Origin of the sequence: Synechococcus sp. CBW1107 (assembly GCF_015841355.1) — a bacterium.
Lineage (GTDB): Bacteria > Cyanobacteriota > Cyanobacteriia > PCC-6307 > Cyanobiaceae > Regnicoccus_A.
The window spans coordinates 1,168,006-1,183,035 of record NZ_CP064908.1 but is presented as its reverse complement, the minus strand read 5'-3'; the positions used below and the strand labels follow the sequence as shown (position 1 = coordinate 1,183,035).

General features: G+C 69.2%; 12 protein-coding genes. 7 read left to right on the top strand and 5 right to left on the bottom strand.

Annotated features, from left to right (window positions below; translation table 11 throughout):
* Window positions 1-144 precede the first annotated feature (144 nt).
* The 3 genes from glmS to I1E95_RS06280 all read left to right on the top strand — a co-directional run bounded on the left by glmS (window position 145) and on the right by I1E95_RS06280 (window position 4,472).
* A complete protein-coding gene (glmS, locus tag I1E95_RS06290) occupies window positions 145-2,070 on the top strand; it encodes a glutamine--fructose-6-phosphate transaminase (isomerizing) (protein ID WP_197166346.1) in 1,926 nt (641 codons plus the stop codon).
* A 29-nt stretch (window positions 2,071-2,099) separates the two neighbouring features.
* Window positions 2,100-3,362 carry a hemolysin family protein gene (locus I1E95_RS06285; protein WP_197166344.1) on the top strand — a complete coding sequence of 421 codons (1,263 nt, stop codon included), beginning with the start codon at window positions 2,100-2,102 and terminating at the stop codon, window positions 3,360-3,362.
* Window positions 3,363-3,464: 102 nt separating this feature from the next.
* The gene (locus I1E95_RS06280; protein WP_006172460.1) at window positions 3,465-4,472 is read left to right on the top strand and encodes a Gfo/Idh/MocA family protein; all 1,008 of its coding nucleotides are present in this window, start codon (window positions 3,465-3,467) and stop codon (window positions 4,470-4,472) included.
* Here the strand turns inward: I1E95_RS06280 and I1E95_RS06275 are convergent.
* Window positions 4,433-7,756, bottom strand: coding sequence for a glycoside hydrolase family 15 protein (locus I1E95_RS06275; RefSeq protein WP_231594899.1), 3,324 nt, complete (start codon window positions 7,754-7,756; stop codon window positions 4,433-4,435). The genes I1E95_RS06280 and I1E95_RS06275 overlap by 40 nt on opposite strands.
* Before the next feature lie 94 nt (window positions 7,757-7,850).
* On the opposite strand from I1E95_RS06275, the gene I1E95_RS06270 reads away from it, so the two are divergent.
* Window positions 7,851-8,582: a WecB/TagA/CpsF family glycosyltransferase gene (locus tag I1E95_RS06270; protein ID WP_197166342.1), complete on the top strand. Its 732-nt coding sequence runs from the start codon at window positions 7,851-7,853 to the stop codon at window positions 8,580-8,582.
* A 3-nt stretch (window positions 8,583-8,585) separates the two neighbouring features.
* On the opposite strand, the gene I1E95_RS06265 is transcribed toward I1E95_RS06270, so the two are convergent.
* Both I1E95_RS06265 and tgt read right to left on the bottom strand, forming a co-directional pair.
* The gene (locus I1E95_RS06265) at window positions 8,586-8,738 is read right to left on the bottom strand and encodes a photosystem II reaction center protein K (protein ID WP_006172455.1); all 153 of its coding nucleotides are present in this window, start codon (window positions 8,736-8,738) and stop codon (window positions 8,586-8,588) included.
* Window positions 8,739-8,772: 34 nt separating this feature from the next.
* Window positions 8,773-9,918 (bottom strand): tRNA guanosine(34) transglycosylase Tgt, encoded by a 1,146-nt coding sequence (gene tgt / locus I1E95_RS06260; RefSeq protein ID WP_197166340.1) that lies wholly within the window; start codon window positions 9,916-9,918, stop codon window positions 8,773-8,775.
* Between the two features lie 53 nt (window positions 9,919-9,971).
* Here tgt and I1E95_RS06255 point away from each other — a divergent pair, with 53 nt between their 5' ends.
* A complete protein-coding gene (locus I1E95_RS06255; protein WP_197166338.1) occupies window positions 9,972-10,751 on the top strand; it encodes an adenosylcobinamide-GDP ribazoletransferase in 780 nt (259 codons plus the stop codon).
* Here I1E95_RS06255 and I1E95_RS06250 read toward each other — a convergent pair.
* Complete coding sequence (locus tag I1E95_RS06250) at window positions 10,748-11,863, bottom strand: sensor histidine kinase KdpD (protein ID WP_197166336.1); 1,116 nt, start codon at window positions 11,861-11,863, stop codon at window positions 10,748-10,750. The two genes, I1E95_RS06255 and I1E95_RS06250, sit on opposite strands and share 4 nt — an antisense overlap.
* A 403-nt stretch (window positions 11,864-12,266) precedes the next feature.
* On the opposite strand from I1E95_RS06250, the gene I1E95_RS06245 reads away from it, so the two are divergent.
* Window positions 12,267-12,638, top strand: coding sequence for a DUF3155 domain-containing protein (locus I1E95_RS06245; RefSeq protein ID WP_197166335.1), 372 nt, complete (start codon window positions 12,267-12,269; stop codon window positions 12,636-12,638).
* 65 nt (window positions 12,639-12,703) lie between these two features.
* Here I1E95_RS06245 and I1E95_RS06240 read toward each other — a convergent pair whose 3' ends face one another.
* Window positions 12,704-13,309 (bottom strand): alpha/beta hydrolase, encoded by a 606-nt coding sequence (locus I1E95_RS06240; RefSeq protein WP_197167180.1) that lies wholly within the window; start codon window positions 13,307-13,309, stop codon window positions 12,704-12,706.
* Window positions 13,310-13,391: 82 nt separating this feature from the next.
* Between I1E95_RS06240 and purH the strand changes: the two genes are divergently transcribed.
* Window positions 13,392-14,942 carry a bifunctional phosphoribosylaminoimidazolecarboxamide formyltransferase/IMP cyclohydrolase gene (purH, locus tag I1E95_RS06235; RefSeq protein WP_197166333.1) on the top strand — a complete coding sequence of 517 codons (1,551 nt, stop codon included), beginning with the start codon at window positions 13,392-13,394 and terminating at the stop codon, window positions 14,940-14,942.
* The last annotated feature ends 88 nt before the right edge of the window (window positions 14,943-15,030 follow it).

Sequence of the window (15,030 nt, the reverse complement as noted above, 5' to 3'; positions counted from 1 at the left end):
CGTCTCCGCTCTGCGCACGTCCGCCCGGCTCCGCCGGGCTTTTTCATGGCTGCGGACCTCACTCCTGCCTTCCGCCGCAACGCCAGCGGGCTAGGCGCTCGGGCGGTGATCCTTTAGAAACAGCCGAAGTCCGGCGCCTCAGCCATGTGCGGCATCGTTGCGGTCATCGGCTCCCGAGAGGCGGCCCCCCTGCTGCTTGAGGGGCTGCGCCAGCTCGAATACCGCGGCTACGACTCCGCCGGCATCGCCACCGTCCAGGCGCCGGAGGCCGGCAGCGGCCTCTCCTCCGGGCAGCTCACCCTGCTGCGGGCCGAAGGCAAGCTCGTCAACCTCACCGCCCGCTACGAGGCCCAGGGGGCCCTGGGCCACTGCGGCATCGGCCATACCCGCTGGGCCACCCACGGCAAGCCCGAGGAGCGCAATGCCCACCCTCATCTCGATGGCAGCGGCACCCTTGCCGTGGTTCAGAACGGCATCATCGAGAATCACCGTCTGCTCAGAGAGTCGCTGCAGGCGGAGGGCGTGCACTTCCGCTCCGACACCGACACCGAAGTGATCCCTCACCTGGTGGCACGGACGCTGGGGGACCTTCAGAGCTCGGGCCGCCGGCCTTCACCCCAGCTGCTGCTCGAGGCGGTGCAGCAGGTGCTGCCCCATCTGCACGGGGCCTATGCCCTGGCGGTGGTCTGGGCCGGCGCGCCGGGAGCGGTGGTGGTGGCCCGCCGTCAGGCGCCGCTGGTGATCGGTCTGGGGGAGGGCGAATTCCTCTGCGCCAGTGACACCCCCGCCCTGGCGGGCTTCACGCGCACCATCCTTCCCCTCGAGGATGGCGAGACGGCGCTGCTCACGCCGCTGGGCATCGAGCTCTACGGGTCCTCGGCCGAGCGGGTGACGCGTGCGCCCAGCCTGCTGCAGGGAACCGAGCACGTGGCGGACAAGCGCAGCTTTCGCCACTTCATGCATAAGGAGATCCACGAGCAGCCGGAGACGGCGGCGCTCTGGGTGGCCCGTCATCTCCCGACCGGGTCGCCGGGGGTGCCCGGCACCCCGTCGCTGGTGGCCCTGCCGCTCCAGGATCAGCTCTTCGAGGGGGTGGAGCGGATCCAGATCCTGGCCTGCGGCACCAGCCGTCATGCGGCCCAGGTGGGGGCCTATCTGCTGGAGCAGCTGGCGGGGCTGCCCACAGCGGTGCACTACGCCAGCGAATTCCGCTATGCGCCGCCGCCGCTGGTGCCTCACACCCTCACCATCGGCGTGACCCAGTCGGGCGAGACCGCCGACACCCTGGCGGCGCTGCAGATGGAGCAGAAGCGCCGGGACCTGATCGCTGATCCGGCCTTCGCCCCCAGGCTGCTGGGGATCACCAACCGACCGGAGAGCTCCCTGGGCCGGCTGGTGCCGCATCTGCTGGACATCGGCGCCGGCATCGAGGTGGGTGTGGCCGCCACCAAGACCTTCCTCGGTCAGCTGCTGGCCTTCTACGGCCTCGCCCTCTCCTTCGCCGAGCGCCGCTCCAGCCGCTCCCCGGCTCAGCTGCTCGAGCTGGTGGCCGGGCTGCGGGCCCTGCCCGCCCAGCTGCAGGCACTGCTGGAGGAGCAGGATCTGCTCTGCGCCGAGCTGGCCCACCAGTTCGCTGACACCCAGGATGTGATCTTCCTGGGCCGTGGCATCAACTTTCCGATCGCCCTCGAAGGGGCCCTGAAGCTCAAGGAGATCAGTTACATCCACGCCGAGGGCTACCCGGCCGGCGAGATGAAGCACGGTCCCATCGCCTTGCTGGACGCTCGGGTGCCGGTGGTGTCGATCGCGGTGCCAGGCACCGTCTTCGACAAGGTGCTCTCCAACGCGCAGGAGGCCAAGGCCCGCGATGCCCGCCTGATCGGTGTGGCCCCGCGCGGCCCTGACACGGAGATCTTCGATGTGCTGTTGCCCGTGCCGGAGGTGGATGAGCTGCTCAGTCCCCTGTTGACGGTGATTCCGATGCAGCTGCTGAGCTATCACATTGCGGCCCATCGCGGCCTTGATGTGGATCAGCCCCGCAATCTGGCCAAGAGCGTCACCGTGGAGTGAACTTCAACCTGCTAGCCGCCCTCCTTCCCATGCGCCTGCTCGTTCTGCTGCTGGCCCTGCTGGGGCTGCTGGCCTTCTTCGCCGCCAGCGAGTTCGCCCTGCTCCATCTGAGGCCCAGCCGGGTCAAGGTGCTCGCCGCCGACGGTCACGCCGGCGCCCTCTCGGTGGAGCGGCTGCAGCAGAGGCTGCGCCGGGTGCTGGTGGCCACTCAGCTGGGTGCCGCCCTGGCCATGGTGGCCCTCGGCTGGGGAGGCCGCGGTCTGGCGGTGCGGCTCGATCCGGGGGCCGAGCGCCTCTGGGTGGATGTGCTGGTGTTTCTGGGCCTGGTGGGGCTGGCCACGGTGATCGGCGGAGTGGCCCCCAAGGCCTGGGTGATGCACAGGCCGGAGAACTCGGCCCTTCAGCTGGCACCGTTGCTGGAGTGGGTCATCCGCACCCTCTGGCCTCTGTTGATCCTGGTTGAGCGGTTCGCCAATGGCCTGCTGCGCCTGCTGGGCCTTCCCCGCAACTGGGATGAGCTGGTGCCCGCCCTCTCCGCCGGCGAGCTGGAGACCCTGATTGAATCCAACAGTGTCACCGGTCTGCTGCCGGATGAGCGCAGCATCCTTGAAGGGGTGTTCTCGCTGCGCGACACCCAGGTGCGTGAGGTGATGGTGCCTCGCTCCGGCATGGTCACCCTGCCCCTCGAGGTGACCTTCGCCGAGATGATGGAAGCGGTGCACGCCACCGCCCACGCCCGTTTCCCCGTCATCGGTCAGTCCCTGGATGACGTCCGCGGTGTGCTCGACCTGCGCCGCCTGGCCGAACCGATTGCCCAGGGGTTGCTGCAGGGCGACACGCGCCTGGCTCCCTACATCACACCAGTGGCACGGGTGCAGGAGACGGTGTCCCTTGCCGTGCTGCTGCCGCTGATCCGCAGTGGCCAGCCCCTGCTGGTGGTGGTCGATGAACACGGCGGCACCGAGGGCCTGGTCACGGTGGCCGACCTCACCAGTGAGATCGTCGGCGATGAAGACGATCTGGTCACGATCCGCCAGAATCTGCAGCGGCTCCAGGACGACACCTGGCTGGTGGCCGGTGATCTGGAGATCTTCGAGCTCAACCGCCAGCTCGATCTCGCCCTGCCGGAGGCCGACGGCCACCACACCCTGGCGGGCTTCATGCTCGAGCGGCTGCAGCACATCCCGGCCCCCGGCGAGAGCCTTCGCTGGAAAGGCCATCAGTTCGAGATCAGTGCCATGGACGGTCCCCGCATCGAGCGGGTTCAGATCACCCGTCGCGACTCCACCTGAGGCGACACCTCACCACCGATGGAGCCGCCGGAGCGGATGATCATTGATAATGCCTGCACTGGAGAGGCGGGAGATCACGTTGGCGGGTGTGCTGGTGCGGCGATGAGCAGCGATCCCATCACCCCGGTCAAGGTGGGGGTCATCGGCATCGGCAACATGGGGTGGCACCACGCTCGGGTCCTGAGCCTTCTGCGGGACGCCGAGCTGGTGGGCGTTGCCGATCCCGATCAACGCCGCGGACAGCTGGCCGTCGAGCAGTTCGGCTGTCGCTGGTTCGAGAACTTCGACGATCTGCTCCCCGAGGTCGAGGCGGTCTGCATCGCCGTGCCCACCCTGCTGCACCATCGAGTGGGCATGGCCTGCCTCCAGGCCGGCCTGCACGTGCTGATCGAGAAGCCGATCGCCGCCAGCCAGGAGGAGGCCAGCGAACTGATCGGGGCTGCGGAACTGGCAGGGCGTCAGCTGCAGGTGGGCCATATCGAGCGCTTCAATCCCGCCTTCCGTGAACTGCTCAAGGTGGTGGCGAACGAGGAAGTGGTGGTGCTGGAGGCCCGCCGCCACAGTCCCCATGCCGATCGCGCCAACGATGTGTCCGTGGTGCTCGATCTGATGATCCACGACATCGACCTGGTTCTCGAGCTCGCTGGCTCTCAGGTGGTGCGGCTGGCGGCCGCCGGTGGGCGCAGTTCCGATGGGCCGATCGATTACGTCAATGCCACCCTCGGGTTCAGCAACGGAGTGGTGGCCAGCCTCACGGCCAGCAAGATGGCCCACCGCAAGATCCGCAGCCTCAGCGCCCATTGCCGCGCCAGCCTGGTGGAAACCGACTTCCTCAACCGCCGGCTGCACATCCACCGCCGTGCTCATGAGTGGATCTCCGCCGACCACGGCGAGTTGCTTTACCGCAACGATGGGTTCATCGAGGAAGTGAGCACCACCTCGATCGAGCCGCTGTATGCCGAGCTGGAGCACTTTCTGCTCTGTCTGCGCGGTCGCGAGGTGCCAGCCGTCGATGGCCAGCAGGCCTCCAGGGCTCTGATGCTGGCCAACCTGATCGAGCTGGCGGTGGATCAGCCCTCTCTCTGCATGGCCCTGGACGCCCCGATCTGAACGGCCGTCCTTGCCTCCACGTCCCCGGTCCCGTTCTCGGTGAGATCGCGCAGGGCCAGGATCTGCCAGCGGCGGCAGCGGGCCGGGGAGGAGGTGTAGAAGAGATCCCAGGCGGCTGATTTCCACTTGGCGTAGTCCTCCTCCGCCAGCTCCGGGTGGGTCTGCTGCCAGCCCACCCGCACGGCGTGGCCGATCACCACGTCAAGGGCCAGGTAGTCGTCAAAGCGCACCTGGGGGTTGGCACCCACGAACACCACCAGCGAGAGCAGGGTCTCGGTGCAGAGCTGTCGGTATTCAGGCGCTTCGATCTTGCTGAGCAGGTGGTCCACCAGGGCCGCGAAGTTGCGCTCCCCCGGGGTCTTCTCCGAGAGCAGGGGTTCGCTCTCGAGCCGGTTGCGCCTCTCCAGCTTGTCGCCGATCACCAGTCCGCGGCAGTGGTGGAGCAGATCCCAGATGCCGGCGTAGAAGTCACGAGGGACACGCTGCAGGGCCCCCAGGCGCTGGCGGTGCTGCATCCAGCCGCAGCCCTTGCCCAGAGGCAGGTCGTCGAGGGGATCAGGCACCTCCCAGCGGACCCGCCCACTCAGGTGGAGCTGTTCCTTGCGGCGCAGAGCCTCCCGGGCATGGTCCACATCCTCCAGCAGCGTGCGCAGGCGTCGCCGGATGGCGTGGGGCGGCAGATCGCAGAGGGCTTCGAAGGCGTCGTCGGCGGTGAGATCCAGCTCGGCGGCGAGCTCACCGGTGAGCAGGAGCAACAGCTGTCCCAGCTGGATCGTCAGGCTGCCGCTGAGCAGTGCCGGCTCCGAGCGGGCCAGCCCGTCGAGGGCCAGCAGCAGCTCCTGTTGCAGCATCCACTCCCGGCCGTCCTCTCCACTGAAGCGGCGGATCATCGCTCCGATCATGGCGCTGCCCTGGGGGTGGCTGATCAGGGAGTCGCGGGTGTAGTTGCGACCCACCACCACCTGCTTCTGGCGCACCAGGATGTCTGTGAGGGCATCCTCCAGTTGGGGATGCACCAGTTGCATCAGGCCGGCGCAGCGTCGCACCACGTTCCAGTCACCTTCCGCCAGGCCCCGGCGGTAGATCTCCTCCACCAGCGCCTGCAGCTTGAGCGGTCCGGCGCTGGATGGACCCTGCAGGATCGCGCTCTGCCCCAGCCGCTGCACCAGCTGCTCCAGCACCTCAGCCTGTTCGGGCAGGGAGGTGCTGCGCCAGAGCAGATCCGCCAGGCCCGGGATGGCGATGTCCTCGAGTTCCTGCTCCTGCTGGATCGTGAGCGGCTGCTGGCTGGTGCTGTTGCGCAGCACCGGGGCGGCCGGCTGGCTGCGCCTCACCAGGGGCTGCTCCTGGGGTGGCGGCAGCTCCTCCCAGCAGACCTGATCGATCAGCGCTTCGAGGCGATCGAGCTGCACCGGCACGCCCTCAACCTGGCCACTGCGCAGAGCTTCACCCAGGCGGATCAGAGTGGCGGGATCCCGCTGGAACGGGCTGGATGCCAGCGGGATCAGCAGCAGGGGGAGGCCATCGCCGCGCCACTGCCGCTGCAGCAGTCGCAGCTCGCTGGTCACCGTATCCACCAGCTGCTCCGGGTCGTCCGCCAGATAGAACGTGCCCTCCTCCAGCACGGAGGGCAGGAAGGCCATCACCTCGTCGGCTGTGCCGTTCTGACCACGGCCAGCGGGGCTCCGATACATCAGGGCCGTCGCCATGGTTTCCATCCGCACCGGCGGATAGCCGCTGAGCCCCAGCCTGGCGTTCGCCCCCACCGAGGCCATGCGTCGGCCCAGTTCCCTGGAGCTGGCCACCCGCACCGCACCCTGGGGGTGGCTCACCGGCAGACCGGCCTGCTCCAGAGCCGCGGCGATGGTGTCGTTCTCAGGCACCAGGGCCACCAGCACCCGCTCGGCGCCGAGGGGGGCCGGCAGGCGGCGGTGGCTGGGATCGATGTCCTCCGGACTCAGCAGACCGTTGAGCAGCAGGTCCCCCAGCCAGGTGAGGCTCTGGGTCCAGAGCAGGGGGACGTTCTCATTGGCGATCCGCTCCTGGGTGCCGGGATGGAGCCGCTCCGCCTCGATCGCCTCGGCCGGCACCAGGTAGAGCTCGGGCAGTTCGGGCACGCCATCGACGTCCACGCTGACCGCCTCCAGGCGCCGCCGCCAGTGCCAGGCCTCCCCCCAGCGTTCCTCACAGCAGGCCGTGACCAGCTCATAGGCGAAGAACAGGGGCCATTCACACTCGATGCCCTCGAACTGAGCCAGTTCCTCGGGCTCGTAATGGAGCCGTTCGTGGTCCTCCACCAGGGTCTGATGACCGTCCCGGCGAAAGCGCTTGTACCCGTAGGCGCCGCCGAGGTCACGGCGGATCTTGCGGCGCGTGCGCTCCACCAGCTCAGGGTCCTCCACCGCCCAGGCGGGGTAGCCGATCACCGAAAGGCAGGCGCTGTCCACCTCCTTGCTGGCCGACTCCCGCGGCAGCAGGGCCTGCAGGGCCCGCCGCAGCCTCACGATCGCCGGATGGGGGATGTGCAGGCAGCAGCTGCCGTCGCCGTGGGGTCCATAGAGATCGAGACCCTCCAGGGCCTCCAGGGCCGCCTTGACCAGGCCGATCGAGCTGGCGTTGCGTTCCGGTTCGCCGTGGTTGCCTTTGTCGCCCCGCTCCCAGATGCCGTAGTCGGCGATCCGGTAGGCCCGGGCCACGTAATACACGAGGTTCTGCAGGAAATCCCGCTCATGACTGCTCTGCACCACCACCAGCCCTGCACGGGTCAGCTGGGCCAGCTGCAGCAGATAGAGGGCCGTGGCGTCGAGCTGCAGATGGCCCCAGCCGTCGTCGGGCACCACCAGGTTGCCTGTTGCGGTGTCGAACTTGGCGTGGATGGCATCGAGCCGGTCGAGGCTGCGCTTGAAGCGCTCCACCTTCGCCGCCTGGCGCAGCATGGCGGTGAGCAGGCCACGCATCAGCTGAAGCACGCGCTGGTTCAGCTCATAGGCCCGGGTGCAGGGGCCATTCAGGCGGCGGTGGGCCTGGGCCAGACCCCAGACGCACTGGATGGAATAGACGCAATCCCTGACCCAGGCATCGCCGTAGTTGCCGTGCACCGTGTTGGAGGTGCTCGCCGGCAGCAAGCCGGTGATCGGATGCTGGCGTGCCAGCACCACCCTCTCGATCTGGCTGTCGAGGTGGCGAACCAGTTCGCGGGCGTCTTCATCGCTGAGCTGGCGGGGCCCCAGCTCCTCCCGAAGGGCAGGCTCCAGGCTCCCGTCGCTGGTCAGCTCGCTCGTCATGGTGGGCCTGGCTGCGCGGTTGATGGAGGGATCTGCGCTGCAGATGGGTACTCTCCCTAGATTCTCCCCTGCGGTCCGAAGGGACCTGGCCGTGATGGTGACGGAACCTGAGGTTCCCGGGTGCCTGCGCTCGAAGGTGCTGGGTCTGCCGGTCGATGTCTGTGCGGATGTGGCTGACGCGGCGTTGGCGCTGCACCGCCGCGGCGGTGGTCAGATCGTCACCCTCAACGCCGAGATGACCATGGCGGCGCTCGAGGATCCCTCCCTGGGAGATGTGATCCGCTCCGCCGAGCTGGTGATCCCCGATGGGGCGGGAGTGGTCTGGGCCCTGGGACGGCAGGGGCATCGGGTGCGTCGCAGCCCGGGAATCGAGCTCGCGGATCGGCTCTTGGTGGAGGCTGCCGAGCGGGGGTGGCGGGTGGCCCTGGTGGGGGCGTCCCCAGCGGTGATGGAGCGCCTGCGGGAACGTCTGCTGCTGAGGCTGCCTGGCCTCGATCTGATCGCCGCGGTGCATGGCTATCAGCCCGAGGCGGCCTGGCCGGGCCTGGAGGCGACCTTGACAGCCAGCCAGCCCGATCTGGTGCTTGCTGCGCTGGGAGTTCCCCGCCAGGAGATCTGGATCCAGCGGCTGCATCAGGGGCAGGGCGGCCTCTGGATGGGGGTGGGTGGCAGCTTCGATGTCTGGGCCGGAGCCAAAAAAAGGGCCCCCGCCTGGATGGGAGCCCTGCAGATCGAATGGCTGTACCGGTTGATCCAGGAACCGAGTCGCTGGCGGCGGATGCTCGCCCTTCCGGCGTTCGCCTGGGCGGTGCTTCGGGGTGGATGAAGTTCAGCGGAAACCGACGGAGGCTTGCCAGACGAAGGCCAGCAGCAGGAAGAACAGGGGGATGATCGGCAGGATGTCGACCAGGGGGCCGAAGGCCTGGTAGGCCTCGGGAAGCTGGGCCAGGGTGGTGGCGGTGATCAGTGTGGAGAAGACCATCCCTGAACGGCGGAATCGTGATATGGGCTGGACGCTACCACGTGTGAGCAGCCCCGGAGCCGGGCTCCCAGGGAGTGAAATCCTCTGCAAAGCAGCCCTCGCGGATGGCCGTGGCCATGGCTGTGCTGAAGCGAATCAGCTGGGTGAGGTTGTGCAGGCTGAGCAGGATCCGGCCCAGCAGCTCCCCGCTGCGGAACAGGTGATGCAGGTAGGCCCGGCTGTGACCTGTGCAGGCCGGACAGACGCAGCTGGCATCCAGCGGCGTGTGGTCGTGGCGGAAGCGGGCGTTGCGCAGGTTCCAGCGTTCGCCCCCCACCAGGGCGGTGCCGTGGCGGCCCAGGCGAGTGGGCAGCACACAGTCGAAGAGGTCGATGCCCTGAGCCACCGCGATCGCCATCTCCGGCAGGCTGCCCACCCCCATCAGGTAGCGGGGACGATCCCGGGGCAGCAGCGGCGCCACCTGGCGCACGATCTGGTGCATCGACTCCACAGGCTCCCCCACGCTCACGCCGCCGATGGCGATGCCGGGCAGGCCCATGGCGCTCACCGTCCGTGCCGCCTGCTCGCGCAGATGGGGGAAGGTCCCCCCCTGAACGATGCCGAACAGGGCTTGGTCGCCGCGGTCATGGGTGGCCACGCAGCGCTCCAGCCAGGCGTGGGTGCGGCGGCAGGCCTCGGCCACGTCGTTTTCGCTGGCGGGGTAGGGCGGACACTGATCGAAGGCCATGGCCACATCAGCCCCGAGCGCCATCTGGATCTGCATCGAACGCTCCGGTGTGAGGTTGATGCGGGATCCGTCGCGGGGCGAGCGGAACACCACCCCCTCGTCGTTGATCACATTGATGGCGCCGAGGCTGAACACCTGGAACCCACCCGAATCGGTGAGCAGGGGCCCATCCCAGCCCATGAAGCGGTGCAGCCCGCCGGCCTCCGCCACGATGGCCTCCCCGGGCTGGAGGTGCAGGTGATACGTGTTGGCGAGCACCATCTGGGCGCCCGTGGCCGCCAGCTGCGCCGGCGACACCCCCTTGACGGTGCCGAGGGTGCCCACCGGCATGAAACGGGGCGTTTCGACGCTGCCGTGGGGTGTGTGAAAGACGCCGCAGCGGGCCTGGGTCCTCGGGCAGTGGGCCGTGATCTCGAACAGGAAGGGGTCAGCCGCTGCGGCGGAGCGGGTCACGGCGGCTGGAACGGTTCGGGATCGAACCTAGAGGGTGCGCCGGAGGGTGGGCGATGAGGCCCCTTGAGGCACCCCGCTGGCTGCGCGACCTCGCCGGGGCCTGGGTCTTCTACACGGTGCTGCCCGCCTGGCCGCGGCTGCAGCCCCGTTTCGAGCGGATTGCCCGCTTCGCCCCCTGGATCGGTCTGCTGCAGGGCCTGCTGCAGGGTCTGCTCTGGTGCCTGGCGGAACCCTGGTTGCCTGCAGGGGCGCGTGTGGCCCTTGTGCTGGCCCTCGGTCTCTGGCTGACGGGCGGCATCCACGCCGATGGGGTGATGGACACCGCCGATGGGCTGGCCGCCGGCGAGCGGGCCCTGGAGGCGATGGACGACAGCCGGGTCGGGGCCAGCGGAGTGCTGGCCCTGGTCCAGGTGCTGCTGCTGCGCGTGGCCGCGCTGCTCACCCTGGCGGAGCTGAACCTGGGGCCGCTGGTGGCTCTCGCGCTGGTCTGGGCCGGGGTGTGGGGCCGTATCGCCCCGTTGTTGGCGATGCAGAACTTCCCGTACCTTCGCCCCGCCGGTACGGCCGCGTTTCATCAGCGCCACTGGCTCGGCCTGGGCCGGGAACTCAGACCCGCACTGCTGATGCTGGTGCCGCTCACCCTGGTGGGGGCGTCGATGGGTTGGCCCTGGCAGGGATGGCTGGGCCTGCTGCCGGCGTGGCTGCTGCCGCGGGGGCTCGGCCGCCGCCTGGGGGGGCACAGCGGTGACAGCTACGGCGCCTGCGTGGAATGGGTGGAGAGCCTGACCCTCGTGCTGATGACCCTGGTCGCCCTCGTGGCCGGGGCCGGTTAGGCGCTCGGCGGCAGCTCCAGCAGGAAGGCGTTGCCGGCGCCGGGGAGATCGCTCGAGGCGCGGCTGGGAGGGCAGAGCAGGCTGAGTTCACCGCCGAGGCTGCGGGCCAGATCCCTGGCCAGGGCCAGCCCCAGCCCCGTGCCAGGCAGGGTCTTGCCCCGCTCTCCCCTGATCCCCCTTTCGAAGATCGACTCGCGCTCCTGATCGGCGATGGCCGCCCCGCCATCCCAGACCGTGAGCCTGGGGCGCCCCCCGGAGGCCTGGGTGCAGTGCAGGCCAATGCTGCTGCCTTCGGGGCTGTAGCGGAAGGCGTTCTCGAGCAGGTTGGCGAGAATTTCAGCCACGGCGGCACTGTCGCCGCGCCAGTCAGGCAGGGAGCCGGGCCCCTGCCAGGCGCGCCCCTGCAGGGCGGCGGTGGCGGCGGCCCGCTGCAGCAGCGGCTCCACGCGCTCCCGCAACGGCGAGGCCTCGCCTGTCCTCAGGGAGGGGGGAAGCAGCAGGGGGCCCGCGGCCTGCGGCCCCGGCTGGATGGCCGCTGGATCCGTGAGCCCGTCGATCGCCTCGATGTAGCGGTGGAGCTGCTGCCCTTCCACCAGCAGGTTCTCCACCAGCAGCCGGTTCTCGGGATCGCCCTCGAGGCGGCGCTTGAGCAGCTGGGCAAAGGTCCGCAGGGCCGCCAGGGGATTGCGCATCTGGTGCACGAGCAGACGCAGCTGCTGCTGCTGGCGCTCCAGCTGCTCGCTCAGGCGCTGGTGCTCCAGATCCAGCAGCAGAGCCTCGGTGAGCGACTGAGCCGCTGCCTGCAGTCGTGGATGGAGGTTGGCCGGACAGGCACTTCCGGCCAGCTCCACCCGCAGGGCGCCCAGCAGGGTGCTCTGGTGGCGCAGGGGAAGCCAGCGGCGCTGCTCACTGGGCAGCAGCAGGGTCTGGTCCTCGTCGACGGCGGGAAGGGCCAGGCGCTGCGGCGGCCAGTGGCCCACCGGCATCAGCGCCAGCTTGCCGTCCTCACGGGGGATGGCCAGATAGACCACCAGAGAGCGGAGGTCGCTGCGGTCGGAGAACTGCTCGAGCTGCAGCTGCAGCAGGGTCAGAAAGCGCGGCGACACCTGCATCGTGGCCTGGCCGGGGGAGCCTGCAAAAAAAGTTCCGGGACGCGTGGTTGAAATCTCGGATTTAGCCTTAAGATTTACGTATCGACCACTACTTCGCGGTCCGCGAGCGGACCTCCAGGTGCAGGGACGAACGCATCGGTTGCACTTTTCTGCAAACGAGGCTACAGCAGAGAGAGACCCGTCCCTCCGCTGTTCGGAGGCATCCCCTGGGATGTCTCCGGCTTGCTTCCTGTCTGGCGATTCCCTGAGCAGCTGCCAGCAGCCGCCGCAGGAATTCCGCTCCCGGTAGCCAGATGTCTGGGCGTGCCTGCGCTTCCCCTGGGAGCGCTCAGCCGGTCTGTCTCGCCCTGCGAGACCGCCCCTCCTTCCCATCCCTCTCCATCTCCCCCTCGGGAGTTGTTTCATGTCCAAGAAGCGCAAGCGGATCAGTCGCCGTCGTCTCGCCGGTCAGCGCGTGCTCGCCCACGTGCCCACCCACAACCTCGAGACCGGAGAGCACAAGCCGGTCACAGCGGCGCGCCGCTACATCGCCGAAACCGGCCTCGACGCCCCCGCACTGCTCAACGTCCGACGCAACGAGCACACCACCGATCGTTTCTTCTGGGGTGAGAAGGGTCTGTTCAGCGCCCAGTACGCCGAGGAGAACCACTTCCTCTTCCCCTCCCTGCGTCTGATCGTGGATCAGATCGGTGAGGACACCCTCTTCGCCGGCCTGGAATCCACAGGCTCCGACGACTGGGAAGAGATGGAAGAGTACGAGTACGCCTTCGTCTGAGGCCTGACCGGACAGACCCCCCGATCAACCCCCGTGGATCGATCCCCCGATCCGCGGGGGTTTGTTCACGCCGGCGGCCGGGGAAAGTGCTGCTGCAGGAAGGAGCGCAGAGAGGGGAACAGGGCCGGGTCGATGGTGTGGCCCCCCGGGAAGCCCAGCAGCTCACTCTCCCCGCCGGCGCTCCGCCAGAGCCGCTGCAGCTCCTCGCTGGCGCCATAGGGCACCACCGGGTCCGTCCGGCCGTGGGTGAGCAGGACCGGAGGCAGGGGGGATCGCGGCCTCCAGCCGGGGTGGGGATAGCCGCTGCAGGCGATCACGCCCGCCACCGGCAGTTCGCCGGCCACATCCAGGGCCATGGCCGCTCCCTGGGAGAAGCCGAGAACAATCGTCCGCTCGAGGGGCAGGGTCTCCGCCAGGGCCTCCAGCCTCTGGCGCAGATGCTGCCGTGCCCCGGCCAGGCCAGGCCACTCCGGCTGCTGCAGGTCGTACCACTGGCGCCCGACTCCGTGGGGGTGAGCTTCAGGCGCGCGCAGGCTGATCACACCTGTGGCACGGCCGGCGAGCTCCTCGCCGAGATCGAGCAGGTCGTCGGCATCGGCGCCCCAGCCATGCAGCAGCACCAGCCGCTGCTCGGCTGCGGCGGGTCCGCGGATCAGAAGGTCATCCGTCATGGCACTGGGGTGGTGGGCCCGTTCGGGGCTGCCGGGGTCTGCTGCTGCGTAAGTTGTGGCCAGCACGCTGTCACCACTGCCCATGGCCCCCACCGCGCTGCTCAGTGTGTCAGACAAGCAGGGCGTGGTGGACCTCGCGACGGCCCTGCACCGCCGGCATGGCTACAACCTGCTCTCCAGCGGCGGCACCGCCGCCACCCTGGCCGCTGCCGGCCTGCCGGTGACCCGCGTGGCCGATCACACCGGTGCGCCGGAGATCCTCGGCGGCCGGGTCAAGACCCTGCATCCGCGCATTCACGGCGGCATCCTGGCGCGTCGGGAGGATCCGGCCCACAGAGCTGATCTGGAGGCCCAGGCGATCACCCCCATCGATGTGGTGGTGGTGAACCTCTACCCCTTCCGGGAAACGGTGGCCGACCCGGACGTGTCCTGGGAGAAGGCGGTGGAGACGATCGACATCGGTGGCCCGGCCATGGTCCGTGCCGCCGCCAAGAATCACGCCGATGTGGCGGTGCTCACCGACCCCGGCCAGTACGCCGACTTCCTCGCGGCCCTTGCCGAGGGTCGGGTTGATGCCGCCCTGCGCCGCCAGCTCGCCCTGGAGGCGTTCCGTCACACCGCCAGCTACGACAGTGCCATCAGTGCCTGGCTGGCCGAGAACCTGGAGCCCGCCGCTCAGCAGGATCCTCCCCTTCGGCTGGAGCTGCCCCTGCGCCAGACCCTGCGCTACGGCGAGAATCCCCATCAGCAGGCCGGCTGGTACAGCGAGCCCGGGGCCGGATGGGGCGCGGCCCGGCAGCTGCAGGGCAAGGAGCTCAGCTTCAACAACCTGCTTGATCTTGATGCCGCCCTGGCCACCGTGAGGGAGTTCGGCTACGGCGGGGAGGTTCATCCGGCGGCAGTTGTGGTCAAGCACACCAACCCCTGCGGGGTGGCCGTGGCCGGCAGCGCCGCCGAGGCCCTGACGCGGGCCCTGGAGGCGGATGCCATCTCGGCCTTCGGCGGCATTGTGGCCCTCAACGCGGTGGTGGATGGAGCCAGCGCCGAGCGTCTCACCAGCCTGTTCCTGGAATGCGTCGTGGCGCCTGGATTCAGCGAGGAGGCCCTCGCGCGCCTCGGGGCGAAGGCCAATCTGCGCCTGCTGGAGCTGCCCGCCGCGGCGGTGGCGCGGGCGTCGCGGCGGCAGCTGCGCACCGTGCTCGGCGGCCTTCTGGCCCAGGACCTCGACGATCAGCCCGCCAGCGAAGCCGATTGGCGGGTTGTCAGTCAGCGGCCGCCCAGCCCCGCCGAGCTCGACGACCTGCGTTTCGCCTGGCGCCTGGTGCGCCACGTGCGCTCCAACGCGATCGTGGTGGCCCGGGGCGGGGTCAGCCTGGGAATCGGTGCCGGTCAGATGAACCGGGTGGGCTCAGCCCGGCTCGCCCTGGAGGCGGCGGGAGCGGGCAGCCGGGGGGCGGTGCTCGCCAGTGATGGTTTCTTCCCCTTCGGTGACACCGTGCGGCTGGCGGCCGACCATGGGATCACCGCGGTGATTCAGCCTGGCGGCAGCGTCCGCGACGGGGAGTCGATCCAGGCGTGTGATCAGCTCGATCTGGCGATGGTCTGCACCGGCCGGCGCCACTTTCTGCACTGAAGGAGCTCTTCACGGATGAGCCTCGCCCGCTGGACGGCACTGGGACGTGATGGAGCAGTAGTTTCGCTGCCAACGGCCTCACCCGTGA

What these genes read in the sequence shown, in the direction of transcription:
- glmS (WP_197166346.1), top strand. Translation starts at nt 145, where the DNA reads ATGTGCGGCATCGTTGCGGTCATCGGCTCCCGAGAGGCGGCCCCCCTG.
- I1E95_RS06285 (WP_197166344.1), top strand. Translation starts at nt 2,100, where the DNA reads ATGCGCCTGCTCGTTCTGCTGCTGGCCCTGCTGGGGCTGCTGGCCTTC.
- I1E95_RS06280 (WP_006172460.1), top strand. Translation starts at nt 3,465, where the DNA reads ATGAGCAGCGATCCCATCACCCCGGTCAAGGTGGGGGTCATCGGCATC.
- I1E95_RS06275 (WP_231594899.1), bottom strand. Translation starts at nt 7,756, where the DNA reads ATGACGAGCGAGCTGACCAGCGACGGGAGCCTGGAGCCTGCCCTTCGG.
- I1E95_RS06270 (WP_197166342.1), top strand. Translation starts at nt 7,851, where the DNA reads ATGGTGACGGAACCTGAGGTTCCCGGGTGCCTGCGCTCGAAGGTGCTG.
- I1E95_RS06265 (WP_006172455.1), bottom strand. Translation starts at nt 8,738, where the DNA reads ATGGTCTTCTCCACACTGATCACCGCCACCACCCTGGCCCAGCTTCCC.
- I1E95_RS06255 (WP_197166338.1), top strand. Translation starts at nt 9,972, where the DNA reads ATGAGGCCCCTTGAGGCACCCCGCTGGCTGCGCGACCTCGCCGGGGCC.
- I1E95_RS06250 (WP_197166336.1), bottom strand. Translation starts at nt 11,863, where the DNA reads ATGCAGGTGTCGCCGCGCTTTCTGACCCTGCTGCAGCTGCAGCTCGAG.
- I1E95_RS06245 (WP_197166335.1), top strand. Translation starts at nt 12,267, where the DNA reads ATGTCCAAGAAGCGCAAGCGGATCAGTCGCCGTCGTCTCGCCGGTCAG.
- I1E95_RS06240 (WP_197167180.1), bottom strand. Translation starts at nt 13,309, where the DNA reads ATGACGGATGACCTTCTGATCCGCGGACCCGCCGCAGCCGAGCAGCGG.
- purH (WP_197166333.1), top strand. Translation starts at nt 13,392, where the DNA reads ATGGCCCCCACCGCGCTGCTCAGTGTGTCAGACAAGCAGGGCGTGGTG.